The organism is Hymenobacter volaticus, assembly GCF_022921055.1.
Lineage (GTDB): Bacteria > Bacteroidota > Bacteroidia > Cytophagales > Hymenobacteraceae > Hymenobacter > Hymenobacter volaticus.
Window position 1 is genome coordinate 97,118 of record NZ_CP095065.1, and the last position, 19,014, is coordinate 116,131.

The window sequence follows — 19,014 nt, forward strand, 5'->3', positions numbered from 1 at the left end:
TTTAACCTAGCCCGGTCGGCAAAGCGGCAGCTGTGCCTAGAGCTTGACGGTCTTTTTGGAAATCACCTGCCCATCGATCGTCACGGTGGCGATGTAGAGGCCGCTGCCTAGGTGTTGCGCGTCAACCGGAACGGTGAACGAACCCGCGCGGTAAAGCTTATGGTCTACCAGCGTGGCCACTTTCTGGCCCAGCTCGTTGAAGAGTTCCACGCTCACCGGGGCAGCCGTAGTAACGTCGAACGACACGGTAAGTTGGTTGTTGAACGGGGTCGGGAAAACGTGCACTGTTGGGTCCGCCGGGTTTTGGGCGCCGCGGGCGGCCAGAACTTGCTCGAACATGCTCAAGCTCATGAAATTGGCCATAATGGAAGTCAGGGCCGTGTTGTCGAGCAAGCCCTGGCCGCTGATCCGGGCCGCGTGCGAGCTGTTGGTATTGTCTTCGGCGCCCACCCAAATATCTTGGGGAGTGTGGTTGCCGGGCGTTCCGCCCTGGTTGCTGCCTACTCCGGTGCTGGCACGGACGCCGTTACCATTGGTGAGCGGGTTGGAGCCATAGGCCACTACAATGCGCTTGCCGGTGGCCGAAGCCGGGGTCGGGTACGTCTTGCCTTGGAAGGTGGTCATCACGTACTCGGGAAACCAGCCCCCGCCCCACCGTCGCCGCGCACCAGGTTGGTGGGCGTGGCGTAGCCGGCTTCCGCCGCCACCGACTTAGTGATTTGACCGGAGTAGGTCCGGATTTTGGTGCCGTTCTGCTGGGCATCGGCTTCGTCGTGCAAGCCCGTAACGGTAAAGCCCCCGCACTCGTGGTCGGACGAGCTGAACAGTAAAGTCCGGCCGTTGCTGGCCGTATTAAGGAAGGCGCGGCCCTCGGCAATGGCGTAGTCGAACGCCAGCACTTCCTTGATCATGTAGTCCGAGGCGTACACGTTGGTGGTGCGCGGAGTGGCAGGCGTGGCCACGTAGTTGGCTTCGCCCCCGCCCACGTAGGCGGGCCGGTCAACTTCCACCGTGTACTGGTTGCCGCCGGTGCCCGCGGCCACCGTGATACCGCCCGTATTGGCGTGCTCTAAGTGGTCGATGCGGCCCGATTCCACCAGCAGGAAAAAGCCTTTACCGTTGCTCTTGGCTTGCAGCACCCGAATGGCAGCCTGCGTCATTTCCGCCAGCGAGGGCTCCCAGGGCGCGCTGGTTTGCCGGTCCTGCTCGAAGTTGACGTGCGAGGCGTGAAACAAGCCCAGCAGCTTCTTGCCGTTGGGACCAGTATAATCGGCTAGGTTCAGGTTGTTGAGCGCGTCGCGGCTGTTAACGAAGCCGTAGTTGCGCTGCGTGACGGCGTAGCTCACCAAGTCCACATCATCGGCGCGGCGACCCCGCGTCAGGGTGGCGGGGGCATTGGTGGCCGGGTCCGTGATGGTATTACCGGCGGCGTCGCGGATGGTTTCGTAGGGGCTGGCCACGTTGCGGGGCAAGAAGTGGCGCGAGCCGCCGCCGAGAATCACGTCCACATCCACGCCGACTTTGGTGGTAGGCAGCACCCAGTCGCGCGCCGCCGTGTAGCGGAACGAGGCCGTGGGGCTGGCGTTGAAGATGGCCTCGTACTGCGGCTGAGAAGCGGCGATGTACTGGGCGGCAATGTAGTCTTCGAGGTCGCGAAACCAGATATGGCTGGCGAAGGCGGCGGGGTGGCGTGCGTGATGCGGGCCGTGCTCACGATACCAACGGCGTAGCCTTGCTTTTTAGCGGCTTCGAGAATGGTTTCGATGGACTGCCCGGTGGCCGGGTCCAGCGAAATCACCTCGTTGTCTTGCTTGCCGCGCTTACCGCAGGCGTACACCGACGCGCCGGGGGCCGAGTCGGTGATCCAGGAATTCAGCGAGTGGGTGGTCACCGTGGCGTTGTACTTGAGCTTGTCGAGGGCCAGCACCTGGAAGTTGGCATCGGTGTTGAAGCGCTTGCCATCCCGCCCCTGGCCCATGGCCATGCGGGCCGCCGTTTTGGGGGCGAGCCCGAACCCGTCCCCGATGTACATGATGACGTTGGTGTTCGGGGTTTGGGCCTGCGCGGGCCCGGCGCCCATCGCCGAGAGCAGCAGCCCCGCGCTGAGTAAACGTTTTGCGTTCATAGTGACTAGAAAAGAAGGGAAAGAAAAGGGTTGGTAAGCCCGTTAGTACCCCGTAAAAATGCCGCTGCCGCATGACGGTGGCGTTACGAATGCATCAAGCCTACGTTATCAAAAAGCGAGCAGGTGTCGGCTTGGTAACACAATGGTTACAAACCGCATACAGCGCAGCGACTATCTTTGGCTGAGACCTTGATCCTGCCTGTTGTCGCCACGTTCGCCCTATGAAATCTGCGCTTTCCTTGCTGCTGTTCACCCTTACTTTAAGCTTGCTGCTGGCCGGCAACCCAACCCGCCTTTTAGCGGGCGGGCCCGTGCGCTACCGCGTAGCCGGGCAGGAAAAAGCGGTGGCTCTGCTCATGGCGGGCAAGGCCACTTATCTAGTAACCGAGCAGACCGTGTGGCGCCGCCGGGGTCGGCAGTTCGTGCCGGTCTACCGCAGCACGGCCCCCATCCACTGCGCCTTGCTTACCGATACCACCCTGTGGCTGGGCACCCAGCAGGGCTTGCTACAGGTCAGTACCCACAGCGGGCAGGCGCGGCCGCTTACCCCGGCGGGACCGAGTGTAGCAGCCCCCATAACGGCTTTGCTGCAAGATGCTACCGGCGCGGTATGGGTGGGCGTGGCCGGCTACGGCGTCTACCAGCAGGTTCAGGGCGCCTGGCAAGCGCAGCTGCGCATCCCCACCCTGAATGCCGGGCTGGCCACGGTGGATAGCGCCGTGTGGATTGCCACCAATATCGGCTTGTATCAGTGGCACAAGCAGCAGTGGACGCGCTACAACGAGGAGGGCGTGGCCAACCACGAAATTCCCGACAACATCGTGGAGAAGCTCTTGCCCGATGGCAGCGGCAATATGTGGGTACTAATGTCGGAAGGCATCAGTCTTTTTGCAAAGCCCTCTGCGGCCGGCGATGCGCCCCTGTCCACGGTCAAGTACTTGGGGCGGCCCGGCAATGAGGTATACAGCGTGGCTTACCTGCCCGGCCAGGGCTACCTTTTCGCTACGACGCTAGGGCTGCTGCTGCTGCCCGCCGAGTTGCCTAGTCCGGGGCACTCATCCGCGCCGGCGGCGCCCGACCAGGTGCAATCTTGGTCGGCGCTCGTGCCTGTTGCTTTGCCGGGCTCTACTACGGCACCCGATCTGCTGCACGTGGATGCGCGGCACCGGGTGTGGGTGCTGCAGCCCGGGCAAGTAAGCGTCTGGCGGCGGAAAGGCTTTCCGGCTGCCGCCCAGCCCGCCGGGGTCACCCGCCGGTAATGCTAGGCCCCTGGGTGCTACTAAAAAGTAGGCTGCAACGCAGTTATCCGCTTCCAAGCTAACCGGGAACGCGCACAACAGAACATGGGCCGCTTTCAGGAGTTTACCTGTTAGACGTCGCCGTAGGTGGCATCAACCGAGTGAGCGCGCACCTGGCGACCCGTTCGGTTGGGCAGACGACATAACCTCTGTTACATTGTTTTCCCTCGGGTCAGCAGACTCGGATGCTAACAACTGTAAGACGCATTTTTAACTTACCAAGGACCATTTACAAAATCAGTGGTGATCCTTTCGCCTGTTCTCGTACGGACACTCGTCTAAATACTATGAATGCCACCCCGTAACGAGGAAACGGGATGTAAGTAAGCACTCGTGTGCTTTTAAAAAGACGGTCACTAAGTAGCCCATCATAAACAACGGTCAACTCTATTCTCGACTACACACTTAGCCTTAACCTCTTACCGGCAGGAAAAAGGCAGTTAAGTAGCGCGCAACCCGTTGGTCCGCAAAAACTTCCGTTACTGGCAATTTGCGTCTCGTTATGCCTTACCAAGTACTTTCTTGACCAGCAGCACTACTTTTTCCACGACAAAACCAATAAGTATCCCGGCAATTGCGCAAGCCAGCGCCTTGGCCAGCCAGCCGACAACCGGTAGGTGAGCTAAAGCCTGTTCTAAATCGTGCAGTAAATGACTGGTGAACGGAAAACCGTGGGCGATGATTTCAGCTCCAACCCACAGCATGGCGGCCGTACCCACGTAACTTAAAACACTCAGGAAGCGCGGCATAAATTTCACGATACCGCGCCCTAGTTTTTGGGTGGCCGGGTGATATTTATCCTGGGCCAGGTGCACTCCTATGTCGTCGGCTTTAACCAGCAAGCCCACAAAGCCATAAACTGCCACGGTAATGAAAATGGCCACGGCCACCATGACGGCAATCTGGTTGACAATCGGTTGGTCGGTTACTTGACTGTAAGCAATGGCGATGATTTCAGCCGACAAAATAATATCGGTGCGCACGGCGCCCGCCACCCGTTCCTTTTCCAGTTCCTCCGGCGTAATCTGCTTCAACTGCTCGTCCCCATCCACCGCGTGGGATTTGCTGAACAGGGAGTGCACCTTTTCATACCCTTCAAAGCATAAATATGCGCCGCCTAGCATTAAAATGGGCGTAATGGCCCAAGGAGCAAAATACCCGAGCAGCAAGGCCGCGGGCGTAAGAATAAATAGTTTATTGATCAGGGACTTTTTCGCTATCTGATAGATGATAGCCAGTTCACGGGAGGGGTCGAGGCCCACGACATATTTGGGCGTCACGGCCGTATCGTCGATGACAATGCCGGAAACCTTGCCGGTGGTCTTGGCTACCTGGGCCGGCACGTCATCTAAACTCGCCGCGCTTGCTTTCACCAAAGCGGATATGTCGTCTAATAAGGCAAAAAAACCTGAAGCCATGTTCTGTGTGATTGTAATGTGATGTGCGTTGGCACGGCGGTGTGCGTCTTGCTCTTTCTCTTGGCAGCAAGTTATGGCGGTTTGGCGAACGACACATTGTCGCCCTAGGCAGGCAGAAGGTGGTAGTGGCAGTGGTAATACTAATTCGGCGGGTGCTGGAAGCAAGTCCGTGGGGGTCGCTCCGGCTCAAGGGCGCGGTAAACTACGTGTTCGACGCTGCTACTTCCCTTGGCGGACCAGCAAGTCCTGCCGGGGTGCTTTTAAAGCATTGCTATGGACCGCTCGAACGGATAGAACGACGTCGCGGCGGCTTATAGCAGCCTGTGCGGACCAGCCGGGGCGGGAACCGACGCCTGCACTAGGTATAGGACTATTCTGCCCCGTGCAGAAGGAAACTTCTTCAATCAAGTTGAGCTCTAGAGCGACGGCTACGGTAGCCCTATTCTTTAATTTAAAAAACACGCTTAGGGGTCGAAAACCAGGTGCTGCAATGGGGGTCAGCAACGGAAAAAACTGCCAACTTGGCTTTATGCAACCTGGTGTTAGAGATAACCAGCATTTAGCATGGGGGGTCCAGAAAAAGTGACCAGGTAAACTAACGGTCCCTTTTCACTGGTACGTAAGCAGGAATATCTTTTAGGCAGTAGCACACGGGTAAGCTCTGCTCCTGGGTTAGCCGGACATCCTCATCGCACCCCTGGGAGGAACCCGCTAGGCGCTGGACAACGTCGCACTGCGCTAGCAAGTGGTGGGTGACCGGGTTGAGAATTGCCTAATAAGGCGCATTGCCCAGCTGGGCAGAACCCGCCCGGGCGAGCAGGGGCAAGGCCACCCACTCGTCAATCAAGGGTAAATAGCCGGTCCGGAACAAAGACAAAGCACCATCAGTCGGGGGGCGTTACAAAGCGTGAAGTTGTTGGAGGCGCAGGTGTTGCAAGAGCATGATGGTCTTGCCGTCCTGAATTTCGCCGGTGGCAATCATGCCCAGCGCTTGCGGCAGGGGCAACTCGAGCACCTCGATTTCCTCTTCCTCAATGCCGCCCCCACCCCGGCGCTCGGTGGCGGGGGAATACTCGGCCAAGTAGAAAAACAAGCGCTCCGTCACCGAACCCGGGCTCATGTAGGCTTCCATCACTTTCTGCACCGCTGTAAGCCGGTAACCGGTTTCTTCCTCGGTTTCGCGCACAATGGCGGCATCGGGGTGCTCGTCGTCGAGCAGGCCGGCGCAGGTTTCAATCAGCATGCCCGTGGCATTGCCGTTGACAAAGGTGGGCAGCCGAAACTGGCGGGTCAAAATAACGGTGTCGGCCGCCGGGTTGTGCAGCAGAATCGTGGCCCCGTTGCCGCGATCATAGGCTTCCCGCGACTGGGTTTCCCAGCGCCCATTTTTTCGCTGGTAGTCATACGTTACTTTGCGCAGCGTGTACCAGTTGTCTGACAAAACCAGTTGCTCGCGCAGGCGAATGTGTTCGTTCATACAAGCTCGATCGTTCGTTTGTGATTACTTGTGTTTCTTTGTGTTCTTATGGAAGCAAGTAACGAGAAACCCTTGAATTTTCAACTGCGCAAGCAATTTTTACTGACCACGTTAGCCCAACAGGGCAGCCTGGACGTGGGCCACGCGGCGCAGCAACTACACACCACGCCCATCACCATTCGCCGGGATTTGGCCCAGCTCGCTGCCGAGGGCTTGGTGGTGCGCACCCACGGCGGGGCCGTGCTGCCCGAACTGGTGAAAAACCCGGTGGCCTTTACCCGCAAAGCGACAGCTCACCTGGCCGAGAAAACGTCCATCTGCCAGTTGGCCGCCCGCCAGATTGCGGCGGGCGATACCATTTTCATCGATTGCGGCAGCACGACCTTTCCGTTGTGTCCGCTGATCCAGCACCTCAAGATTCGCGTGGTCACCAATTCGCTGCCCGTGCTCTTCGAGTTGGTGAACTCCCAAGTGCAGGTGGTCTTGGCCGGCGGTGAAGTTGATGCCGAGCGGCAGGCCATGCACGGCACGGTGGCCGTCGAGCAGCTCAAGCGCTACCAAGTCGATAAAGCCTTTTTGGGCGTGGACGGCTTCTCGCTGCAGCGGGGCCTGAGCGCCAACAGCGAAAAAGAAGCGTCCATCAGTTTGGCCGTGGGCGAGGCGGCCCGCCACGTGTATTTGCTCTGCGACGCTAGTAAGCTCGAGCACGACAAGTATTTGCAGTTCGCCCCGCTTTCCTTTGTGGACACTTTAATAACGGATGCGCGCGCCCCGACAGAAGTGCTGGCGCGGTATCGGGAGGCGGGCTTAACTGTGCTGGCCTAATTAATTGCCTTTTTCTGCTTTGAGCGCGAAGCTCGCTCACCAGGGCTACACGCTCTACATCCAACAAGCAGGGCAACAACAGTGACGGCTTCACCAGCCTGCCCTACTCCCCGCGCGAAGAAGTAGGAAACAGCTAAGTAGTCGTGGCATAGTAGCTCCATGCTTCAGAAATTACTTTCAGCAAGCAAAGCACCTTTAAATGGCGCGGCAACGTCAGCTTGGGGCGCTTACCAGACCAAGCCTAACTTTACTCCCACCTCGGGCAGTACTTCCAGCTTACGGGTGCGAATCTCCGAGCGGAAACCCGAGGTCCGTTCTGGATTATAGATTCCTAGGCCCAGGCTAGCATCGAAGATCCCGTGCCCACCCAAACGGCGCTGCAGGCCCCACTGGGCGGTGCCCGCCGTGTACTCGTACGCGGCTCGATAAGTGTTGCCCTCTTGCCATAAGCTGGCCGTTTGCAGGGCCCAATAGTTGCCGATGCCCGCTCCCGTGCGGCGGCTGCGCTGCTGTCGGCGCGGCTGGTTGTAGTAGTGCCGCACCCCCGCCTCAAACCCGCCGACGGCCAGCTGCACCAAGTTTGGCTGCCATACACTCACCCCAAAGCCACTCACCCCGTTAACGTACAAACTCCAGCCCGTAGGCCGCGCATACTCTAGCCCGGCTACCAACGGCACTGTTCCCACGCGGTAGGCCGTGGGATAAGGTCGAGTAAAGCCAGTCGCTAGTTTGAGTAGCAGCGCCTTTTTCGCGGGTACTGGGCTTCTACCGTAGGTTGTGGCGGAATCAAGCGTTTGCGCTTCGGTCACCACGCTCAAACTCATGAGCAGGACGCTGCACCAGGCGAAGGCGGGTCGTACTATTGCCTGTGGCCGGCTGTAATGTGGTGTAGAAGAGGTTGCTCGCGGTATAGCACTCATATTGGAAGAAGCTTAACTGATTCACCAAACGCCGTTGCGCCGACCTGGACTGCCAGTTAATTGCCAGCAAAACTAGCCCGCGGGTTACGCCCCGACCTTTGCCAGCGGGATTCTCCTCTTTCCCTGCCGGATTATTTGAAGTGCAAGCCCTACCCATCGAATCAAGTGCTGACGCGACTTTCTCGACCAGAATGCTACCAGGCCTTAAGGGCGAGTATACCGTAGGGTAATGCGTGTACGCGAGCCACAATCAGTATTAATCCAGGGCAATAAACAGCAAGCTCGCAGGGAATAGTTACCGGCCGAGGAATTGCGGAGCGCCACTTTTCACTAAGACAACTAGTAGTTTAGGCTTCGGCGTAATCAGATCATTTATCCGGATTAAGCAGGACTATTAGCTACAAGGCGAGGCTTAGAATGCGCCGGTTTGAGAAGTAAGTTTTATGTTTAATTAGGACTATGGGCGCTTGCGCTAAGCCTTCCTATCCACCTTCCACGCTTGGCCTTATGTTTAACCCCGAGCCCTTCGCCTGGTGGGCGTTGTATCTGAATCTCTGTCTTAATCTTTTCGGTCTTCTCGTGATTGACGTGTGCAATGTGCTGCACTGGTACTGCGCGGCCATTGCCTACTATCTCTATAGTGCGCTGTTGCTGGGCGTGCCGTTGTTTGTGCTGACCCTTTGGGGGCTCCTCAGGGCACCTTTGCTGGCCCAAGCCACCCCCAGGCGCGGCACTACCGACGCGTGTTTTTCCTGAATCTTGGTATCGTGGCCTTACTCTTTATCCCCACCTTTATTGCGGTCTTCTTCTAAGAGTCGGCCGTTCGCTTCTACAGTGGCGGGATAGAATTCAGCAGGCAATACAACGGAGTTGATAAGTGACAAGTGAGTTATCCTCGGCGGGTGCGTTTCCACCCGTTTTGTTGCGCCGGCAGTAAACCAACTAGTGGTCAAACGGTTGGTGAAATAACTACTGAAGCCCTAGACCAAGAAAGGGACGCATTCACTCCTGTAGGCTCGCTACAAGGTGCTCAAGACGGGCGGAAAGACTGTTTAGGACAGCAATAGCCTAGCTTCCAGCCCGTGTCGAGGAAGCCCTGCCGCTAGCCGCTTAGCCCACTTGCCCCAACTTATTGCTGCGCTCATTTCTTTGGTCTTATGCTTGCTCCGGCCATCCTGACCTACTCCCCGCCCACTTGCCTGCGCCGGTTTATCGCCAACCCCACGGGGCTGCTGACTGCGGCCGGGAGCAGTTCTTTATCGTGCCCGTGGAGGCACTCTACCCCTGTTTGAGCGGGCGCTGCCGCCGAGCCGGGCCACAACTCACTCCTGCTTACTGCTGACCTCGGGCACGGCCACGCTGCACATCGGGCCCGACCCGTACACCGTCGGGCCCGGCCAGCTGTTGCTGGTGCGGGCCGGCCAAGTGTATTCGTTTCAGCCTGGCCAGCAGTACACGGGCTATTTCTGCCACTTCCACGATGAGTTACTTATCGGCCCCCTGGGTAGCGCCGACAGCCTGACGGCGTTTCCCTTTCTGCGCGTCTGGGGCGCCCCCTTGTTTGTGCTGCCGGCCCAGACAACCGGCTTCGTGGAGGCGCTGCTGCACCGTCTGTTGGTGGAGTTTCAGGCCCACGGCCAGCAGCGGCCCGACCTGCTGCGGGCCTACCTCCTGGCCTTGCTCCACGAGTTGCTCCATATTTTCCCGGTCGACGCACTGCCCGCGCCTTCGCCGGCCCTGGCCCTCACGAACCGTTTCAAGCGCTTGGTGGCCACGAACTTCAGCTCCCTGCCTCAAGTGCGGGACTACGCCGACCAGTTGCACGTCACGCCTAAGCACCTTACCAAAACTGTGCGGATGGTCACCGGCAAAACCCCCACCCGGTGGATAGAGGAAACCCTCGTGCTGGAGGCCAAGGTGCTGCTCAGCCAGAGTAGTTGGCCCGTAAGCGAAGTGGCCGCCGCGGTGGGCCTGGCCGACGCTTCTTATTTCAGCCGGCTTTTCAAGAAACACACCGGGATGTCGCCGCTGGCCTACCGCCAGCGGGTAGGAAAGTCCTAATTCTAGCGGCTTTTGTCCTAGCGGGTTACTGCAACAAGGCCGGATCTTTGCCCCTGTCTACTAGGCAACCCGGCCGGTAGCATAACTCAGGCAGCACGACCCAACGGGCCTTGTCTCCTACATCCGCGCCTAGCTAGCGCCGCCGAAAATCATGGATAAGCCCTTTGTAATAGAGCAGACGTACCAGGCCTCCTTGGCCGACGTGTGGGCCGCTTTAACGGATGCGCGCCGCCTGCGCGCGTGGTATTTCCCGCAAGTGCAGCGCATGGAGCCCGCAGTGGGGGTCGTGTTCGAATTTGCCGATGACGGCTCGGCGTACCAGAAGCAGTGGCGGGTGACGCAAGTAGTCGCGGGCCAGAAGCTGGCCCACAGCTGGTGCTATACGGGGTACCCCGGTAGCTCGGAGGTCACCTTTGAGTTGGAGCCCGAAGGAACGGCCACCCGGCTCACGCTCACGCACACGGGCCTGGCCAGCTTTCCCCCCGATCCTCACTTTGCCCGCCGCCGGTTCGAGACCGGCTGGCAGCACATTTTGGGCAGCCAGTTGAAGTGCTTTCTGGAAAAACCCATCGATGACCCGGCTGTCCAGACATAAGCAGCGAGTGAACAATGATTCACCCCGCTGCCAGGCATTGCTACCGAGCCAGGTCCTAGTCAGCCAGCTTGCTTTAACTCAAGGGCGAGTTCCTGCCTGATGACGGGCCGTAAGTGGTTTTGGTGCGTATCGCCCCATTCACTTAGGGACACAAGCAAGGGTATCAGCGACTCGCCCAGTTCCGTGAGGTCATATTCGACGTGCCGAAGTCGCTGCGTTAAATCCTGTTTCCGCAGCAGTTCATGGGCGACCAACTGCCTGAGTTGCAGGTTCAGTACGCGGCGGGTGGCATCGGGCAGCTGTCGGTGCAACTGGCTCGGTCGGCGTAGGTCTTGCTTAACGAAATAGAGCAGGCTCATCTTTCATTTGCCACCCAGCACCTCCCGCAGCAGGTCGAGGCCGCAGTTCCTAGCAGACCCCACAATGCCCTATCACCAAAAGGTCAAGGCGTTGTGGGGTCTGCTCTTCGTTAGGGCGCTAAGCAAGCCTTCCTTATAAAACCGTAACTGTTTCTTGCGCTAAAAAGGCCGTGCTCCGGCGCTAAGTTTATTTCTTGCGCCGCTCCTTGCCCCTGCACTACTCGTGTAGTCAATTTTTCCTGGACAAGCATAGCCGCCCGCTACCCCAACCGAATATTACCTCCTATATTACCACTGCCTCAAACCGTAAACGCAATTTACCGGGGCGGCATCCAGCCTCTTCCCGCCTGTGATAAGCCGGCTATTTTACTGCCTTCTTTCCCCTTTACTTACTGCTAATGCGAAAAGTCACCCTTTCGATTTTGGCGCTGCTGGCTCTAACCAGTTGTAGCTCGGGTAAGCTGTCACGAGATAAGGCGGAATGGATGCCGCTCTTCAACGGCCAGGATCTGACGGATTGGGTGGTAAAAATCCAGCATCACAACGTGGGCGAGAACTTTGGTCATACGTTCCGAGCCGAGGACGGAATGATCAAGGTGCGCTATGATGAGTACGGAGATTTCAACGACCAATTTGGTCACTTGTATTACAAAGTCCCCTTTTCCACTTATCATCTCAAATTGGAGTACCGCTTTGTGGGAGCGTTGCAGCAGGGAGCCCCTAGTTACACGCTTCGCAACAGTGGCGTCATGTTCCATTCGCAGGATCCGCGCACGATGCCGAAAGAACAGGATTGGCCCATTTCGGTGGAATTTCAATTTTTAGGCGGGCTGGGGGATGGCAAGCCGCGGCCCACTGGCAATATGTGTTCGCCGGGTACCCACGTCGTCTACCAGGGCCACCTCGAGGAGCAGCACTGCCTCGACTCAAGCTCGAAAACCTATGATGGAGATCAGTGGGTTAAAGCCGAGCTGATGGTGTTAAGCGATTCGCGCGTCATCCATATCATCAATGGCGATACCGTGCTGCGCTATGCCAAGCCGCAGATTGGGGCGGAGTCGTCAATCGCTTCGATCCGGCGATAAAACAGGATGGCAAGCTGTTAACGAGCGGTTTTATTGCCCTGCAAAGCGAAGGACAGCCGGTTGATTTTCGCCATATCGAACTCAAGGATCTATCCAAACAGCAGTAGCCTTTCACGTAACCAGCTATTAAGGGCGAGGTACCAGTAGTGTCCTGCTTTCGTTGCGTCGTGGGTCAGCCCCTAAATGCCTTCTAGTTCTTGCCTTGGCCAGCCGGCTTATGAAGCCTTTTCTCGTAAACTCGAGAGCCCAGTCGTTCTGTTCGCAGCTCCGTTCAATTATCGCTCCAAACGCACCTTACGGCAACCCCTTCAGCATTTTATAAAAAGCCTCGGCATAGGTGTCGCTGATGGGGATAAGTTGATCGGCAATCTGAATTCGGTTTTTCTCGATGTGGTCGATTTTGTTGATGGCAACCAGAAAGGACCGGTGCACACGAACAAAATCCTGGGTGGGCAGCAGCTCTTCCAGTTTGGTAAAGCTGATGAGCGTCATAATCTTTTCTTCCCGGGTATGAATCCGTAAATAATCTTTCATTCCCTCCACGAAGAGAATGTCGCGGGTAGCTACTTTCTGAATGCGGTGGCCCACCTTAAGAAAAATATACTCCGGCTCCGATTTGGTTTCCGCTTTTTCTATCTTCTTTTCCAGGGTTTGCCGGGGGCTTTGTTCCCGGTAGAGGCGCAAAACGGCTTTGTAGAACCGTTCGAACGTGAAGGGCTTCAGCAGGTAGTCCTTCACCTCTAGGTCGTACGCCCGCAGCGCATACTGGTCGTAAGCGGTGGTGAGGATAATCAGGGGTTTAGGGTTTAGCATCGGGATAAAACTGAGCCCGTCCAGATCCGGCAGGTTGATGTCGAGAAACAGCAGATCGGGTTTGTCTTCCGCTAAATAACCAGCAGCCTCCAGGGGACTCACAAAGGACCCTTTCAACTCCAGAAACGCTACTTTCCGAATGTATTCTTCCAGCATTTCCTGAGCCAGGGGCTCGTCCTCAATAATGCAGCAAGTGAGCTTGTCTTTCATGTGCCTGTATGTGAAGACCGTGGATGGAAAGCAGGACCTTAAAGGTGTCGCCGGTGGTCTGAATGGCCAACGTATGCTGGTCGGGGTATAACAAGGACAGCCTTTTCCGGACATTCGGCAAGCCTATGCCGCCAGGCTCCTCCAGCGGGGTAGCCGCGTTTTTTCTTATGGGATTCTGCACGCTGAAGGTCAGGGCATCTTCTTTAACTTCTACTTTGACCTTCACGTCGCCTGGTTCTAAGCGGGCGGGCTGTGTTTGTAGGCGTTTTCGAGCAGGTGAATAAACAGCAACGGGGCAATGTGGCAGGCGGCTGGCTGCCCCACTATCTGGAGGTCTACTACCGGACTGTTTTTGTAGCGGAGCTGCTGCAAACTCACATAGTCCCGCAAATAGTTTATTTCTCTGGCCAGCGGGACGGTAGCCGCATTCGACTCATAGATCATGTAGCGCATCAACGAGGCCAAATGCATGACCGCCTCCGGGCCGCGGGGCTTGCTTATACACCAGCGTGTGGATGTTGTTGAGGGTATTGAACAGGAAGTGCGGGTTGATCTGCGACTTCAGGTAATACAGTTCGGCCTCCACCGCCTGCTTTTCCAGCTGCTCTTTCCGGATGGTATTAAGGACTAGATTCTCGGTGACCCGGGCCAGCCAGCTCAGGAAGAGAAAGATAACCACCGTGAACAGGTGCATGAAGTAATACCCAGCATCAAACGGTTTCTGGTGGAAAAGCAAAAAAGGCAAGGGCCCGGTAACCACGATTCCTGCCAAGCTAAGCCAATAGCCTTTTCTGTTTCTCTTGCCCGCCCAGCGAGTAAGCAGATAGAAATGGGCGTAAAACACGTATAAACAGGTCGCTATAAACCCTGCGGTGGTGCTCCGCCAGTGGACCTCGTGGTCACTCTCTAGTTGCAGGCCAATTAACCAGGTAAATAAAACCCAGACGAATAGGTGAGTTAGCCGGAAGATTTTTCGGACGCGTTCCATAGCACAAAGGTGGCTTTTCCTGCCCTGCCCGAGCCACCGTCTCGACCAGATACCAACCTCAATCTACGAGATAGGAAAAGGAGCCGGCCAGGGCGTTGGCGGACGCAATGCCCGGTTTGGCAGATTGCTTTACCGCATCAGCATATCGGTTTTCGCATTCCGATTCGGCAACTATTGCTTCGTTTTGCAACAGAGTAAGCAAGCACTAAACCAAGTGCTGCGCTTCTCTGAATTCAATCAATTCATTGAAGTAAATCCGATAGAAATGGGAAAGCACCCGTTGGGCCTCTCCATCCGCAATGTCTCTAAACGGTACGCGAATGGCGTGCAGGCCTTGCATGATGTGTCGCTAGACATTCCGCCGGGCATGTATGGGCTGCTCGGTCCCAACGGCGCCGGCAAATCAACTCTGATGCGCACGCTGGCCACCCTGCAGGAGCCCGATACCGGGCAGCTGTTTTTAGGCGACCTCGACGTGGTAAACCAGAAGGAAGCGGTGCGCCAGACGCTGGGCTACCTGCCCCAGGAGTTCGGCGTGTACCCCAAAGCCAGCGCCGAGGAACTGCTCGACTACTTCGCGGTGCTCAAAGGCATCACCAACCGGGCCCAGCGCAAGAAAACAACCGAGGCTTTGCTTAAACAAACCAACCTCTGGGACCAGCGCCAACAGAAGCTGGGCGGCTATTCCGGGGCATGCGCCAGCGCTTTGGCGTGGCCGTGGCCTTGCTAGGCAACCCCCAGTTGCTGATTGTGGACGAGCCTACGGCCGGTTTGGACCCCGTCGAGCGGGTACGATTTCTTAACCTACTCAGCGAACTAGGTGAAAACAGCGTGGTCATCCTCTCCACCCACATCGTGGAGGACGTCGCTGAACTGTGCACCCACATGGCCATCATCAACCAGGGCCACATTCTGCTCGAAGCCGAGCCGCTGGAGGCCGTAGCCGCGCTGAGAGGGCGCATCTGGCGCCAGCTGACCGATAAACAGGCTCTGCCTGCGCTGGAGCAGGAGCACCAGATTATCTCGGCTAAACTACTCAGTGGCCGCATCCTGGTACACGTGTACTGCCCGGAAAGCCCCGGCAACGGGTTTGAACCGGTGGAGCCGGATTTAAAGGATGTGTATTTCAGTGCCCTGACGGGCTGCTTCGGCCCGGCCCGTGAGCAGTTGAAAGCGGAAGGGGTAGCGCCATGAAGTTCCAAACCATTTTTGCGCTGGAATTCCGCTACCAGCTGCGCCAAGTCACCACCTGGCTCTACTTCGGGCACTCCTGGTCCTCGCGTTTCTGATTGTCACGGCCAATTATGCCTCCGATGCGCGGACGGGTACTTTTTAGTTAATGCACCCATCGTCATGGCGTCGGTGGCGGTTATCTGCAGCGGTTTTTGGTTGGTGGTCGGGGCCTCCGTGGCGGGCGAGGCGGCCGCCCGCGACGTGCAGACCCGGATGCATTCACTCACTTATACCACCCCGCCAGCAAGGCCGCCTACCTGGGCGGGCGGTTTGTGGCCGCCTTGGCCCTCAATAGCCTACTCCTGCTCGCCGTTCCGCTGGGCATACTGCTGGCCATGTACTTCTCCGGGATAGAAGCCGAGCTGCTGGGACCGTTCCGAACGGCGTCTTACCTGAGTGTCTGTTGCTTTATCCTCTTGCCCAACGCCTTTTTTGCCACGGCCACGCAATTTTCGGGGGCGGCGCTCAGCCGCCGGATTATGGGCAGTTATCTGGGCGCTACGGCTCTCTGGGCGACGGCCTACCTTCTCGGCTTGGTGCTGCAGCAGGGGAATGGCCTCATCTGGTGGACCCCATGGGATTTACTCCGGTGATGAGCTATTTAACCAAGTGGAGCCCACTGGAGCGAAATACGCGCCTGGTTTTGCCGGAGGGCTTTTTTCTCGCCAACCGCTTGTTGTGGCTCGGCGCCTCGCTCGGCCTGCTGGCATTTACGTACTTCCGGTTTCAGCTGGTATTGCCCGAAACCCGCCCAAAACAGAAACCGGGCAAGCAGCTACCCGTGCTGCCCGCCCGGGAGCAGTTGAAGTGGGGAGCCGGGGAAGCGCTGCCCCGGTCAGGGGATCGTATGGCGTGGCCACGCAGCTGAGCCAGTTGCGCCTCCTCACCGGGAACGCCTTTCGGCAGCTCGCTCAAAGCAAGGCGGGTTTGCCCCTGCTAGCTATCCTGGCCCTGCTGTTCGGGTTAACTATCCGCGGCAACCTGAAGGGCCGGGGCACGCCCTTGCTGCCCGCACCGATTTTATTGTGCAACTGCTAACGGCTCCCCTGACCGAACCAAAGTTTTTCTGGATCCTTATCGCCCTGCTCACCATTTTCTACGCCGGCGAGTTGGTATGGCGGGATCGGGAAACCGGCTTGAGCGAAATTGCCAACGCGGCGCCGGTGCCGGAATGGGTGCTGCTGCTAAGCCAATTTCTGGCTTTAAGCCTAGTGTTGACGGCGTGGCTAACCTTCCTGCTGACGGCCGGCGTGGTGGCGCAGGTGGCCCTCGGGGGAGCTACTCCTGAAATCGGGCTGTACCTGCAAACGCTCTTGGGTCTGCAGGCGGTGGACTGCCTGCTTTTCGCCTTGCTGGCCCTGCTGGTGCACGTGCTGGTCAACCAGAAATTCGTGGCTCACCTGGTGGCGCTGATAGCTTATGACTTCATTGCCTATGCCCCAAAATTGGGCATCGAGCACAAGCTCCTCCTCTTTGCCGCCAGCCCGCCCTGGACGTATACCGACATGGCCAGCTTCGGGCGTACCCTGGCGCCGTGGCTGTGGTTTAAGGCGTACTGGGGGCCTGGGCGCTGCTGCTGGCCGTAGGGGCGCGGCTGTTCTGGGTGCGGGGCCGGGAAGCTGGTTTTGTTGCGCGGCGGCAGTTGGCTCGTCGGCGCTTTACGCGGCCCACGGCCATGGTTGCGGCGGCAGCGGTGGCCGGCATCCTGTTGCTTGGCGGCTTTATCTTCTACAACACCAACGTGCTGCATGACTACGCATCGGCCGCCGAAACCGCGGCCCAGCGCGCTACCTACGAGCAGCGCTACCGCCAATACCGGAACGCCCCTCAGCCCCTGCTGACCGGCGTAAAGCTGCAAGTGGAAATCTATCCCCAGCAGCGAGCAGTGGCGATAGAGGGCACTTATCGGCTGGTGAACCACAGCCCGGCACCCATCGACTCTATTCACCTGGCTACGGGAGCGGGCGTGGAAACCACCGCCATTACCTTCGACCAAACAGCCAAGGCAGTGCTCAGGGACGCGGAGCAGGGCTACTACGTGTACACCCTCGCCCGCCCTCTGGCCCCGGGCGACTCGCTGCGCCTGCGCTTTCAGGTAAAGCACCACGCCCAAGGCTTTGCCAACGACGGCGCTGAAGCACAAGTAACAACCAACGCTACCAGCTTCCGGAATTTAGAGTGGCTGCCAGTCATCGGGTACCAACCTTACCGGGAGCTGGATGAGGCCGGCGCCCGGAAAGCGTATGGCCTGCCTCCCCGGCCCGCCACCTACTCGCTCTACGACGGGGCGGCCCGCCGGTACGCCCCGTTTCCCGAGCAAATCCGCTTCGAGGCCGTCGTGGGGACGGATGCCGCCCAGACGGTGGTGGTGCCGGGCACCTTGCGCCGGACTTGGACCAACGTGGGCCGGCGCTACTTCCACTACGCCACGGAGACGCCCATCCGCAACGAATACGCCTTTTTCTCGGCCCGCTACGCGGTGCTGGAAGCGAAGTGGCGCAACCCGGCGGCCGGCCCGGAACAAGAGGTCGCCATCCAGATTTACTATCCCCCGGGGCTGACGGCGAACCCGGCGCGCATGGTCCGGAGCGCGCAGGCGTCGCTAAACTATTACGCCAAGCAGTTTGGGCCTTATCCGCACCGGCAGCTACGTTTTGTGACCCATCCTAGCTACGGCTTCGGCCACCACGCCGCGCCCATAAACATCACGGCGGAGGAAGGCTTTTTCCTGCTTAACCCGAAGGCCGACGAGCGGGGCTTTGACCTGGTGACGGCCGTGGTAGCGCACGAAGTAGCGCACCAGTGGTGGGGCAATCAGCTCAAACAAGCCTACGTAGAGGGCGCCGGCCTAATTAGCGAAAGTTTGGCGTGGTACTCGGCCATGGGCGTGCTGGAAGACAAATACGGTGCCGAGCACCTGCAGGCACTGCTGCGTTTCCTGCGGGAAGAAAATGAAACCCCGCGCACCCGCGCTGCCAAGCCGCTGTTGCAAGCCGACGATTGGTACCAGAACTACCGCAAAGGTCCCTTGGCGCTGTACGCCCTGAGCCAATACATAGGCCGGGACCGGGTCAACGGAGCGCTCCGAGAGTTGCTCTCGAATCATCGCCCCGGGACGCGTCCCTTCGCTACCTCGCTGGACCTTTACCAAGAGCTGCAAACGGCCACGCCCGACTCGCTCCAACCACTGCTGCACGACCTGTTTCAAGCCAACACCTTTTGGGAGCTGAAGACGGAAACCGCCACCGCCAAACCCCTGAAGGAAGGCACCTGGCAGGTGACGCTCACCCTGCAGGCCCGCAAGCTGGTCGTGGACAGCGCCGGCACCGAGACAAAGCTACCGATGAAAGAGTGGGTGGAAATCGGCGTCTTCGCGGCGGCAGAGGAGGGCAAGGAAAGAGGGAAGCTGCTTTACCTGCAAAAACATCTTATCGAATCCGGCCAGCAGAGCTTAACCGTGACGGTACCAGATAAACCTGCCCAGGCTGCCTTCGACCCTAACTACCTCCTAGTTGACTGGAATCTCATTGATAACTCTAAAGAGGTGCAGGTGGCAAAGTAGAAGTGTCCAAAAAGTAGTGGCTTCACACGAGTCTACGGATATAGT

21 protein-coding genes and 3 pseudogenes are annotated in these 19,014 nt (G+C 58.2%); 14 read left to right on the forward strand and 10 right to left on the reverse strand.

The window, feature by feature from the left end; genetic code table 11:
- Positions 1-36 precede the first annotated feature (36 nt).
- The 3 genes from MUN86_RS27320 to MUN86_RS27330 are packed head-to-tail and all read right to left on the reverse strand — an operon-like array spanning position 37 to position 2,125.
- The gene (locus MUN86_RS27320) at positions 37-624 is read right to left on the reverse strand and encodes a T9SS type A sorting domain-containing protein (RefSeq protein ID WP_245127146.1); all 588 of its coding nucleotides are present in this window, start codon (positions 622-624) and stop codon (positions 37-39) included.
- Positions 624-1,538, reverse strand: coding sequence for an alkaline phosphatase (locus MUN86_RS27325; protein ID WP_245127147.1), 915 nt, complete (start codon positions 1,536-1,538; stop codon positions 624-626). The genes MUN86_RS27320 and MUN86_RS27325 overlap by 1 nt, the downstream gene beginning before the upstream one ends.
- Positions 1,499-2,125: an alkaline phosphatase gene (locus MUN86_RS27330; RefSeq protein WP_245127148.1), complete on the reverse strand. Its 627-nt coding sequence runs from the start codon at positions 2,123-2,125 to the stop codon at positions 1,499-1,501. Before MUN86_RS27330 ends, MUN86_RS27325 begins: the two co-directional genes overlap by 40 nt.
- Positions 2,126-2,346: 221 nt before the next feature.
- Here MUN86_RS27330 and MUN86_RS27335 point away from each other — a divergent pair, with 221 nt between their 5' ends.
- Complete coding sequence (locus MUN86_RS27335; RefSeq protein WP_245127149.1) at positions 2,347-3,384, forward strand: hypothetical protein; 1,038 nt, start codon at positions 2,347-2,349, stop codon at positions 3,382-3,384.
- Positions 3,385-3,923: 539 nt separating this feature from the next.
- Here MUN86_RS27335 and MUN86_RS27340 read toward each other — a convergent pair.
- A complete protein-coding gene (locus MUN86_RS27340; protein WP_245127150.1) occupies positions 3,924-4,841 on the reverse strand; it encodes a DUF808 domain-containing protein in 918 nt (305 codons plus the stop codon).
- Positions 4,842-4,882: 41 nt separating this feature from the next.
- On the opposite strand from MUN86_RS27340, the gene MUN86_RS27345 reads away from it, so the two are divergent.
- The gene (locus MUN86_RS27345) at positions 4,883-5,158 is read left to right on the forward strand and encodes a hypothetical protein (RefSeq protein WP_245127151.1); all 276 of its coding nucleotides are present in this window, start codon (positions 4,883-4,885) and stop codon (positions 5,156-5,158) included.
- A 581-nt stretch (positions 5,159-5,739) separates the two neighbouring features.
- On the opposite strand, the gene nudK is transcribed toward MUN86_RS27345, so the two are convergent.
- A complete protein-coding gene (gene nudK, locus MUN86_RS27350) occupies positions 5,740-6,318 on the reverse strand; it encodes a GDP-mannose pyrophosphatase NudK (RefSeq protein ID WP_245127152.1) in 579 nt (192 codons plus the stop codon).
- Positions 6,319-6,366: 48 nt separating this feature from the next.
- Here nudK and MUN86_RS27355 point away from each other — a divergent pair, with 48 nt between their 5' ends.
- Positions 6,367-7,143 carry a DeoR/GlpR family DNA-binding transcription regulator gene (locus MUN86_RS27355; protein WP_245127153.1) on the forward strand — a complete coding sequence of 259 codons (777 nt, stop codon included), beginning with the start codon at positions 6,367-6,369 and terminating at the stop codon, positions 7,141-7,143.
- A gap of 227 nt (positions 7,144-7,370) precedes the next feature.
- Here MUN86_RS27355 and MUN86_RS27360 read toward each other — a convergent pair whose 3' ends face one another.
- Positions 7,371-8,063: a hypothetical protein gene (locus MUN86_RS27360; RefSeq protein ID WP_245127154.1), complete on the reverse strand. Its 693-nt coding sequence runs from the start codon at positions 8,061-8,063 to the stop codon at positions 7,371-7,373.
- 507 nt (positions 8,064-8,570) lie between these two features.
- Here MUN86_RS27360 and MUN86_RS27365 point away from each other — a divergent pair.
- The 4 genes from MUN86_RS27365 to MUN86_RS27385 all read left to right on the forward strand — a co-directional run bounded on the left by MUN86_RS27365 (position 8,571) and on the right by MUN86_RS27385 (position 10,719).
- Positions 8,571-8,819 carry a hypothetical protein gene (locus tag MUN86_RS27365; protein WP_245127155.1) on the forward strand — a complete coding sequence of 83 codons (249 nt, stop codon included), beginning with the start codon at positions 8,571-8,573 and terminating at the stop codon, positions 8,817-8,819.
- Between the two features lie 376 nt (positions 8,820-9,195).
- The gene (locus tag MUN86_RS27370) at positions 9,196-9,405 is read left to right on the forward strand and encodes a hypothetical protein (RefSeq protein WP_245127156.1); all 210 of its coding nucleotides are present in this window, start codon (positions 9,196-9,198) and stop codon (positions 9,403-9,405) included.
- Positions 9,406-9,428: 23 nt separating this feature from the next.
- Positions 9,429-10,124: a helix-turn-helix domain-containing protein gene (locus MUN86_RS31445; RefSeq protein WP_280640684.1), complete on the forward strand. Its 696-nt coding sequence runs from the start codon at positions 9,429-9,431 to the stop codon at positions 10,122-10,124.
- Positions 10,125-10,275: 151 nt separating this feature from the next.
- A complete protein-coding gene (locus MUN86_RS27385) occupies positions 10,276-10,719 on the forward strand; it encodes an SRPBCC family protein (RefSeq protein ID WP_245127157.1) in 444 nt (147 codons plus the stop codon).
- A 59-nt stretch (positions 10,720-10,778) separates the two neighbouring features.
- On the opposite strand, the gene MUN86_RS27390 is transcribed toward MUN86_RS27385, so the two are convergent.
- The gene (locus MUN86_RS27390) at positions 10,779-11,078 is read right to left on the reverse strand and encodes a winged helix-turn-helix transcriptional regulator (protein ID WP_245127158.1); all 300 of its coding nucleotides are present in this window, start codon (positions 11,076-11,078) and stop codon (positions 10,779-10,781) included.
- A gap of 398 nt (positions 11,079-11,476) precedes the next feature.
- Here MUN86_RS27390 and MUN86_RS27395 point away from each other — a divergent pair.
- Positions 11,477-12,270: pseudogene (locus MUN86_RS27395) on the forward strand (3-keto-disaccharide hydrolase).
- 187 nt (positions 12,271-12,457) lie between these two features.
- Here the strand turns inward: MUN86_RS27395 and MUN86_RS27400 are convergent.
- From MUN86_RS27400 to MUN86_RS32545, 3 genes and pseudogenes are all read right to left on the reverse strand, one after another.
- Positions 12,458-13,186 carry a LytR/AlgR family response regulator transcription factor gene (locus MUN86_RS27400; RefSeq protein WP_245127159.1) on the reverse strand — a complete coding sequence of 243 codons (729 nt, stop codon included), beginning with the start codon at positions 13,184-13,186 and terminating at the stop codon, positions 12,458-12,460.
- Positions 13,155-13,412 carry a hypothetical protein gene (locus MUN86_RS27405; protein WP_245127160.1) on the reverse strand — a complete coding sequence of 86 codons (258 nt, stop codon included), beginning with the start codon at positions 13,410-13,412 and terminating at the stop codon, positions 13,155-13,157. The genes MUN86_RS27400 and MUN86_RS27405 overlap by 32 nt, the downstream gene beginning before the upstream one ends.
- Before the next feature lie 11 nt (positions 13,413-13,423).
- Positions 13,424-14,174: pseudogene (locus tag MUN86_RS32545) on the reverse strand (sensor histidine kinase).
- 265 nt (positions 14,175-14,439) lie between these two features.
- Here MUN86_RS32545 and MUN86_RS27415 point away from each other — a divergent pair.
- From MUN86_RS27415 to MUN86_RS27440, 6 genes and pseudogenes are all read left to right on the forward strand, one after another.
- Positions 14,440-15,368: pseudogene (locus MUN86_RS27415) on the forward strand (ABC transporter ATP-binding protein).
- Positions 15,369-15,559: 191 nt separating this feature from the next.
- The gene (locus tag MUN86_RS27420; RefSeq protein ID WP_245127161.1) at positions 15,560-16,000 is read left to right on the forward strand and encodes a hypothetical protein; all 441 of its coding nucleotides are present in this window, start codon (positions 15,560-15,562) and stop codon (positions 15,998-16,000) included.
- On the forward strand, positions 15,982-16,275 hold the full coding sequence (locus MUN86_RS27425) for a hypothetical protein (RefSeq protein ID WP_245127163.1): 294 nt from the start codon (positions 15,982-15,984) through the stop codon (positions 16,273-16,275). The genes MUN86_RS27420 and MUN86_RS27425 overlap by 19 nt, the downstream gene beginning before the upstream one ends.
- Positions 16,260-16,445: a hypothetical protein gene (locus MUN86_RS27430; RefSeq protein WP_245127165.1), complete on the forward strand. Its 186-nt coding sequence runs from the start codon at positions 16,260-16,262 to the stop codon at positions 16,443-16,445. The genes MUN86_RS27425 and MUN86_RS27430 overlap by 16 nt, the downstream gene beginning before the upstream one ends.
- Positions 16,433-16,993: an ABC transporter permease gene (locus MUN86_RS27435; RefSeq protein ID WP_245127166.1), complete on the forward strand. Its 561-nt coding sequence runs from the start codon at positions 16,433-16,435 to the stop codon at positions 16,991-16,993. Before MUN86_RS27430 ends, MUN86_RS27435 begins: the two co-directional genes overlap by 13 nt.
- A gap of 17 nt (positions 16,994-17,010) precedes the next feature.
- Entirely contained in the window at positions 17,011-18,969 is a 1,959-nt protein-coding gene (locus MUN86_RS27440; RefSeq protein WP_245127168.1) for a M1 family metallopeptidase, read from the forward strand.
- Positions 18,970-19,014 lie beyond the last annotated feature (45 nt).

What these genes read in the sequence shown, in the direction of transcription:
- MUN86_RS27320 (WP_245127146.1), bottom strand. Translation starts at nt 624, where the DNA reads ATGACCACCTTCCAAGGCAAGACGTACCCGACCCCGGCTTCGGCCACC.
- MUN86_RS27330 (WP_245127148.1), bottom strand. Translation starts at nt 2,125, where the DNA reads ATGAACGCAAAACGTTTACTCAGCGCGGGGCTGCTGCTCTCGGCGATG.
- MUN86_RS27335 (WP_245127149.1), top strand. Translation starts at nt 2,347, where the DNA reads ATGAAATCTGCGCTTTCCTTGCTGCTGTTCACCCTTACTTTAAGCTTG.
- MUN86_RS27340 (WP_245127150.1), bottom strand. Translation starts at nt 4,841, where the DNA reads ATGGCTTCAGGTTTTTTTGCCTTATTAGACGACATATCCGCTTTGGTG.
- nudK (WP_245127152.1), bottom strand. Translation starts at nt 6,318, where the DNA reads ATGAACGAACACATTCGCCTGCGCGAGCAACTGGTTTTGTCAGACAAC.
- MUN86_RS27355 (WP_245127153.1), top strand. Translation starts at nt 6,367, where the DNA reads ATGGAAGCAAGTAACGAGAAACCCTTGAATTTTCAACTGCGCAAGCAA.
- MUN86_RS27360 (WP_245127154.1), bottom strand. Translation starts at nt 8,063, where the DNA reads ATGAGTGCTATACCGCGAGCAACCTCTTCTACACCACATTACAGCCGG.
- MUN86_RS27365 (WP_245127155.1), top strand. Translation starts at nt 8,571, where the DNA reads ATGTTTAACCCCGAGCCCTTCGCCTGGTGGGCGTTGTATCTGAATCTC.
- MUN86_RS27385 (WP_245127157.1), top strand. Translation starts at nt 10,276, where the DNA reads ATGGATAAGCCCTTTGTAATAGAGCAGACGTACCAGGCCTCCTTGGCC.
- MUN86_RS27390 (WP_245127158.1), bottom strand. Translation starts at nt 11,078, where the DNA reads ATGAGCCTGCTCTATTTCGTTAAGCAAGACCTACGCCGACCGAGCCAG.
- MUN86_RS27400 (WP_245127159.1), bottom strand. Translation starts at nt 13,186, where the DNA reads ATGAAAGACAAGCTCACTTGCTGCATTATTGAGGACGAGCCCCTGGCT.
- MUN86_RS27425 (WP_245127163.1), top strand. Translation starts at nt 15,982, where the DNA reads ATGGGATTTACTCCGGTGATGAGCTATTTAACCAAGTGGAGCCCACTG.